The 5,544-nt window shown below is 26.2% G+C and carries 12 protein-coding genes; all 12 read right to left on the reverse strand.

Annotated elements, in window-relative coordinates; all coding sequences use genetic code 11:
* Positions 1-74: 74 nt before the first annotated feature.
* A complete protein-coding gene (locus GOQ27_RS03640; RefSeq protein WP_203365469.1) occupies positions 75-395 on the reverse strand; it encodes a hypothetical protein in 321 nt (106 codons plus the stop codon).
* A 503-nt stretch (positions 396-898) separates the two neighbouring features.
* Entirely contained in the window at positions 899-1,384 is a 486-nt protein-coding gene (locus GOQ27_RS03645; protein ID WP_203365470.1) for a hypothetical protein, read from the reverse strand.
* A 14-nt stretch (positions 1,385-1,398) separates the two neighbouring features.
* Complete coding sequence (locus GOQ27_RS03650; RefSeq protein WP_203365471.1) at positions 1,399-1,548, reverse strand: DUF5412 family protein; 150 nt, start codon at positions 1,546-1,548, stop codon at positions 1,399-1,401.
* Positions 1,549-1,615: 67 nt separating this feature from the next.
* Positions 1,616-2,017 (reverse strand): helix-turn-helix domain-containing protein, encoded by a 402-nt coding sequence (locus tag GOQ27_RS03655; protein WP_203365472.1) that lies wholly within the window; start codon positions 2,015-2,017, stop codon positions 1,616-1,618.
* 356 nt (positions 2,018-2,373) lie between these two features.
* Complete coding sequence (locus GOQ27_RS03660; RefSeq protein ID WP_203365473.1) at positions 2,374-3,030, reverse strand: VanZ family protein; 657 nt, start codon at positions 3,028-3,030, stop codon at positions 2,374-2,376.
* An 82-nt stretch (positions 3,031-3,112) separates the two neighbouring features.
* Positions 3,113-3,349, reverse strand: a complete 237-nt coding sequence (locus GOQ27_RS03665) for a hypothetical protein (protein ID WP_203365474.1) — start codon at positions 3,347-3,349, stop codon at positions 3,113-3,115.
* Positions 3,346-3,963: a lysozyme inhibitor LprI family protein gene (locus GOQ27_RS03670; protein WP_203365475.1), complete on the reverse strand. Its 618-nt coding sequence runs from the start codon at positions 3,961-3,963 to the stop codon at positions 3,346-3,348. The genes GOQ27_RS03665 and GOQ27_RS03670 overlap by 4 nt, the downstream gene beginning before the upstream one ends.
* 77 nt (positions 3,964-4,040) lie before the next feature.
* Entirely contained in the window at positions 4,041-4,331 is a 291-nt protein-coding gene (locus tag GOQ27_RS03675) for a glycine zipper domain-containing protein (protein ID WP_203365476.1), read from the reverse strand.
* 72 nt (positions 4,332-4,403) lie between these two features.
* Positions 4,404-4,559 carry a hypothetical protein gene (locus GOQ27_RS03680; protein ID WP_203365477.1) on the reverse strand — a complete coding sequence of 52 codons (156 nt, stop codon included), beginning with the start codon at positions 4,557-4,559 and terminating at the stop codon, positions 4,404-4,406.
* Positions 4,560-4,601: 42 nt separating this feature from the next.
* Positions 4,602-4,865: a hypothetical protein gene (locus GOQ27_RS03685; RefSeq protein WP_203365478.1), complete on the reverse strand. Its 264-nt coding sequence runs from the start codon at positions 4,863-4,865 to the stop codon at positions 4,602-4,604.
* Between the two features lie 101 nt (positions 4,866-4,966).
* Positions 4,967-5,113: a hypothetical protein gene (locus GOQ27_RS03690; protein ID WP_203365479.1), complete on the reverse strand. Its 147-nt coding sequence runs from the start codon at positions 5,111-5,113 to the stop codon at positions 4,967-4,969.
* An 18-nt stretch (positions 5,114-5,131) separates the two neighbouring features.
* Positions 5,132-5,413, reverse strand: coding sequence for a YesK family protein (locus GOQ27_RS03695; RefSeq protein WP_203365480.1), 282 nt, complete (start codon positions 5,411-5,413; stop codon positions 5,132-5,134).
* Positions 5,414-5,544: the final 131 nt, after the last annotated feature.

Below are 5,544 nucleotides of genomic sequence, written 5' to 3' on the forward strand. Positions count from 1 at the left end.
CCTACTTTGTCATAATTATCATTAAGTAAAATCTACTATTTAATCATTTTACTGCGTAGTTTAGAGAATGTCTCTTAACTTTTATCTTTTTTGGATAAATACCAAACCCCAATTATCATAAAACACATGCTAATTCCCCAATACAGTCCTGCAGTTCCCAGAAGTAGTGAATTCTCTTCTGATATCATAATATGAGGAGTTTCAGGCTGTAATTTCATGAATTTAAAAAATCTTTGAACACTAAGATATAAAATGAATAATTGTGCATAAAACCACATATAGGCTTTATTTTTATAATCTTTTAACCATAATCTTATTAAGACACCTACACTTAATATATAAACTATATGGAAACCCCAATTAAGTAGTTTCAATGTTTCTACTTCTAAATCCATCTACAGCCCCATACCTCCCGAATTGCTTTTTAGTAACACATATAATTCTGTTGTTGTGTAAACATGAATATTAGGAACAAATACCATTACTATTAAACAGTTTTGAGATGTCTTCTATAGTTCCATTCTTTCCAGACTTTGATATATCCTTCTCTCTCGAAATTTCCTATTAAAAGATTTTTTTCTTGACACTTCTTGTAAAACGCTTCTATTTTATCAACAAAACTGAGTCTCACTATTTATAAATATTATGAATTATGATTTTTTATGAGTAAAGTTCAAGTAAGCAACATTAGAGATTTTCAAAAGTTAAAAGTTTGACAGAAGGCTATTGATTTAGCAGAGGGAGTATATAATGTAATTGTATTTATTCTTCATTGTTATCACCTATCATATTTAATTATATTCCGTAAGTGACTCTGATTTCCCTATTATTACTAACTATAATTTTATTAAATTCCATAAAGAGCAAATCTATAATATTAAATTATAATCTGAAAATTCTATATCATAGTTGGATCTGCTGCAAACCAAGTTTCAACTTCAGTATCATCAGTACTTTCTGTTATCCATGCAATAAAGAAAACAAACTCCTGTGATTTTGTATCTTGTAAAATATCATACCCCATTCCATTTTCTAAATATAGACTATCATAATCATAAGTACCAATCCTTTCTCCTGTATGAAAATATCCTACATCACACTCTATTCCAATTGATAATTTTATTTTGTCTAGATAAAATGATTGACACTCAAGGCCTTCTCCAGATTCAACTACTTGTTCAACCTTACTATAATCAAGATTATTAATAATACAATGAATTTTATGTCGTATATTATCACTATTATACCCTACTGTTATTTTATATCTACCCTCAATATTCGGAAATAATTTTGTATTTTTACCCAATCTAATTGCCTCATAGTTAATTTCAATATCATCAAAAAATATAGATAAAGTACCTAGTGGCGTTATCAACTTTCTCATTCACTTTTCCACCTTTAAAATAACATTTCTTTATTATGATTTAATTCTCCTAAGATAGCATAACTAATAGTTGCTCCACCATCTGATTTATACGCTTTAATGGTATATGTACTATTGAGAGATGTTTCTTGAGTAATTAGTTCACCTTTAGGTAAGCGACTCATGTCAAAGAAAGCACATTATATGTCATAAGATAAAGTTATAAGAATTATTAAGAATATAGTATCATTTTCAAGTATTAATTATTCCTTTAATTCCTTTAATAATATAAGGTACTCCAATTCCTATGAAAGCACCTACTGTTCCTAACATAAAATTACCAGTAATAATTCCAAAGGATATTCCTATAATGAATCCTCCTATAATGAAATTTTCATCACTATCCTCATCCTTTTCATCAATTTTACTATTATTACTGATAATATTCCCTTCTGTACTTTTCCCTTTTATTAAATCATCTAATGTTATATTAAAAAAATCACTTAATATTATCAGTTTATCTATTTCAGGATATGTTTGACCAGCCTCCCATTTTGAAACTGATTGTCGAGATACATTTAACAATTCTGCAAGTTTCTCTTGTGATAATCCTTTTTCTTTTCTTAATACTTTTAACCTTCCTGAAAATTTCATTTATCTCACCTCTCTTAAAGTATATATATTCTTCAGTTATCATACTACCAATTTCTATTTGCTTTTTTGTCAACCTGTAGTTGCACTTATATTAAACCTTAAAATACTGCGACCTCTTAAAATTTTTTTATTGTATCTATCCGATACAAACCGTCAAAATTATAACAAATAAGAAAAATAAAAAAAGTCTATAAAGAATTCCTAGGAAATACTGTGATATCTTTTGTCTTCTATAAGCTAAAAAATTGAAGCAACTATACTTAAAATCTCATTCGGTAATTTTTCTTTGAGTTTTATCATAGTAAGATTAACCCTCTCCTTTTATAGTTAGTTCTCATAATCCTAATACTACAACCTTAATCAGTTCCATCTGAAGGATGTTCTTTTGTACTTTCTGCAAATAAATTCATTATTGACTTAATATGATACTTATTAGATATATAGAATGTAAGTTTGTATATTAAATAGCCAATTATTACTCCTAAAACATTTAATATCAAATCATCAATATCAACTGCTCTCATAAAAGCAATTCCAGATAATATTTCAATCAATTGTAGTAACTCTATAAATATAGATACTATCAGTCCTTCTAGAATTATCATTTTTACTCTAGTGAATTTTCCCCATATTATTGGTGACATCACCCCTAATGGAAGTAACAATATTGTATTTCCTACTACATTTCTTAATATTAACTTTATATGAAAAACAATATCTCCTCCATAAGAAGTTCCAATCATACCTATTTCTTTAATTACATTTTTAAAGGGTATTAAATTAATCGGTAATCTATAGTAATTAGGATCATGATCAATTCCTATATATATTGGAAATAAGGTAACTGACATTAACATTAGAACATATATTACAAAAACAAATTTTACTAACTCTCTAAACCACTTAATCTTTATATTCTTTTTATATCTTTTAAATATATGGATAGCAAATACTACTAAATATATTGGTATTCCTATTATAACTATAAATTCACTCCTTAATGAATATCCCATATCTTATCTTTTCCCCTTTAACTTTTGTAATAGTTTCACGATATATAAAAAACATGTAACAAATCTAACTAAATTTTATTCTTTACTTATGTTCACTATTAAATAATTTAATTCCAGAAATTATAGATAAAACTCCCAATATAAAAAGTCTTACCCAAGCCATATTCAGCCAAAAGTCTCCACCATATACGATATTGGGTGAAGTGCCATGCTCATATACATAGATTCCCATATTCCAAAGCAATTTTAATGAAATTAAAATTGATACAATACTAAGTATAAAAACAATCCAGTTAATATATTTATTTCTGTTTTTCAATCTATCATATACTCGTTAACTAATTCATAACATCTTTCTTTTGTAGATTCATATAAAGACATATAATATGCAACATTTTCAAAAGTTCCTCCATTATATTTTAGTCTCTCTTTATTTGCTATATCTTCCTTCTGTTCTATCCATTTAATTTGTTCCGTTTTTAAACCTTTCATTACTTCTGAAGATAACTCCTTTTTTAGTAAAGCATAAATTTCATTTAATTGTTCATCGTACATTTCGTAGGATTTTCCATAATAATTTTTCATAGCATTTGTTACTCCAGCATCTGAATCCTTCTTTTCTGGTAAATCATCAAGTTCTTTTTGGATGTTATCTAATCTTTCTATAAACTCTTTTCTTCTTCCTTCTACTCTTGTTACTATATTTTTTGTATTATCTTCCTCAATATTTTTATTTTCTTTTATTTCAATTTTTGAATCTAGTGAATCTTTTTTGTTTGTATTATCAACTTGGTCCAAATTATCTTCTACTTGCTGATTTTTCTTTATTTCACTTATAGAATTTTGATTTTCTTGACTGTCTTTTCTACATGCTATGAATGTAAGTATTGATAATCCTATGACTATAAAAAGTACAATTTTTTTATTTTTCATTTGTATTCTCCTTTTGATTCTACTACTTCATAATATATAAGATTGTGAAACAGTAAATTTATATATTAACAGTTAAATTACCATAAATAATCAATAATTTTAGGTATTAACGATATAAGAATTATACCTATAACTGTTATTGATACGATTTTAATAATTTTAATCAAGTATATTTTTTTTATATCATTTTTATTATAATCCATTAAAAAACCTATAAACATTCCAAGAAGCATACCAAGCCCAGAGCCAATGGCTATGCTATCAAATATTGAACCCAATATAGTACCTGCCATTAATCCAAATGGAATTCCAAGAGTGATATAATGATATCTATTATTATCTTTATTACTATTATTTTTGTCAGACATATTTACTCAACTCCTTCTAACTTTAACTTTTATTACTACAAATTTTTCTACAAATACCCGATATATAAATATCTATTTTATTTTATAAACTATCATTACATAATGTTCTATAAAGGTTTTCCATTTGATATCTATAACTTCAATTTTATCTTCATTTTTTCCTAAGAACGAGTTAATCCTTTCTTCTAATTTATCATATGAAAATGAATATATTATTTTAACTTTCATTTATTCCCCTCCTGTAGTTCATAATTATATTCTAATTTTCTATTATATAAATTCATATCCTATAACCAAAATTATAAAAAAGCTAAATATTAAAACTATATTTAATAGAAGGTATAGCCATTGTTTTTTATATATACTGAATCCACTTCCTACTATACCTAAGATAGGATTAAGATACAAAGTTACAAATCCTAAAGGCCTAAGGGCTGGCCCCAATATGACTTCCAAGCCGTCATAAGGTACTATATAAGCTATTATAAATGATATAATTCCTAACATTACTGTTATTTTCGGTATTCTTGCCATTTTCAATTTATCACCTCAGCTGGATAACTCATTTTACTCCGACTTTACAAAAATATCCTTTCATTTTGAATATATTGTGAAATTCATTAGCTGATATAATGTCATCTATTTTCCCTTGACTCTTTAAACGATAGAAATAATCCTAAAACCATAACTATAATAGCTATAAAATCATAGGAAGTTGACCGTAATTCAAAATAATAAAGTAATAATCCTATCACTAATAATACAGTTGATAAATTTTTCATTTTTACCCCCATATTTTTTTATTTTTTAATAAATAAACTTCTTATAATAATTCCAATTATAGTCCCTATCCATGTTCCTAAGAAAATGCTTATGGTAACAAATCCTAATATTAAACCTTCCCACCGTCTAATACCTACCAGACTATAAATAAAGAAACCTACACAGAGTAAACTCAAAACATTTGAGATTGAAAATAGGACTATTATTGAAGCTTTAAAAGATATAACGAGACTTCCAACAGCAAATATAATTCCTACCATATATATAAGAGTCCAACCATCTAACCAATATGTATCCATTTAATCCCCCATCTCCATTTACTAATCCATCTGTATTTGTACGATAATATAGTATTATACTTATTTTGAACTATAAATCCCCCTACTTTGTCATAATTATCATTAAGTAAAATCTACTATTTAATCATTTT

It is taken from the genome of Anaeromonas frigoriresistens, from assembly GCF_016820655.1.
Lineage (GTDB): Bacteria > Bacillota > Clostridia > Tissierellales > SIT17 > Anaeromonas > Anaeromonas frigoriresistens.

Excerpts from the sequence above, each read along its gene's own strand:
- GOQ27_RS03660 (WP_203365473.1), bottom strand. The coding sequence starts at position 3,030 with ATGGGATATTCATTAAGGAGTGAATTTATAGTTATAATAGGAATACCA.
- GOQ27_RS03650 (WP_203365471.1), bottom strand. The coding sequence starts at position 1,548 with ATGAGTCGCTTACCTAAAGGTGAACTAATTACTCAAGAAACATCTCTC.
- GOQ27_RS03645 (WP_203365470.1), bottom strand. The coding sequence starts at position 1,384 with ATGAGAAAGTTGATAACGCCACTAGGTACTTTATCTATATTTTTTGAT.
- GOQ27_RS03670 (WP_203365475.1), bottom strand. The coding sequence starts at position 3,963 with ATGAAAAATAAAAAAATTGTACTTTTTATAGTCATAGGATTATCAATA.
- GOQ27_RS03655 (WP_203365472.1), bottom strand. The coding sequence starts at position 2,017 with ATGAAATTTTCAGGAAGGTTAAAAGTATTAAGAAAAGAAAAAGGATTA.
- GOQ27_RS03640 (WP_203365469.1), bottom strand. The coding sequence starts at position 395 with ATGGATTTAGAAGTAGAAACATTGAAACTACTTAATTGGGGTTTCCAT.
- GOQ27_RS03685 (WP_203365478.1), bottom strand. The coding sequence starts at position 4,865 with ATGGCAAGAATACCGAAAATAACAGTAATGTTAGGAATTATATCATTT.
- GOQ27_RS03695 (WP_203365480.1), bottom strand. The coding sequence starts at position 5,413 with ATGGATACATATTGGTTAGATGGTTGGACTCTTATATATATGGTAGGA.
- GOQ27_RS03680 (WP_203365477.1), bottom strand. The coding sequence starts at position 4,559 with ATGAAAGTTAAAATAATATATTCATTTTCATATGATAAATTAGAAGAA.
- GOQ27_RS03690 (WP_203365479.1), bottom strand. The coding sequence starts at position 5,113 with ATGAAAAATTTATCAACTGTATTATTAGTGATAGGATTATTACTTTAT.
- GOQ27_RS03675 (WP_203365476.1), bottom strand. The coding sequence starts at position 4,331 with ATGTCTGACAAAAATAATAGTAATAAAGATAATAATAGATATCATTAT.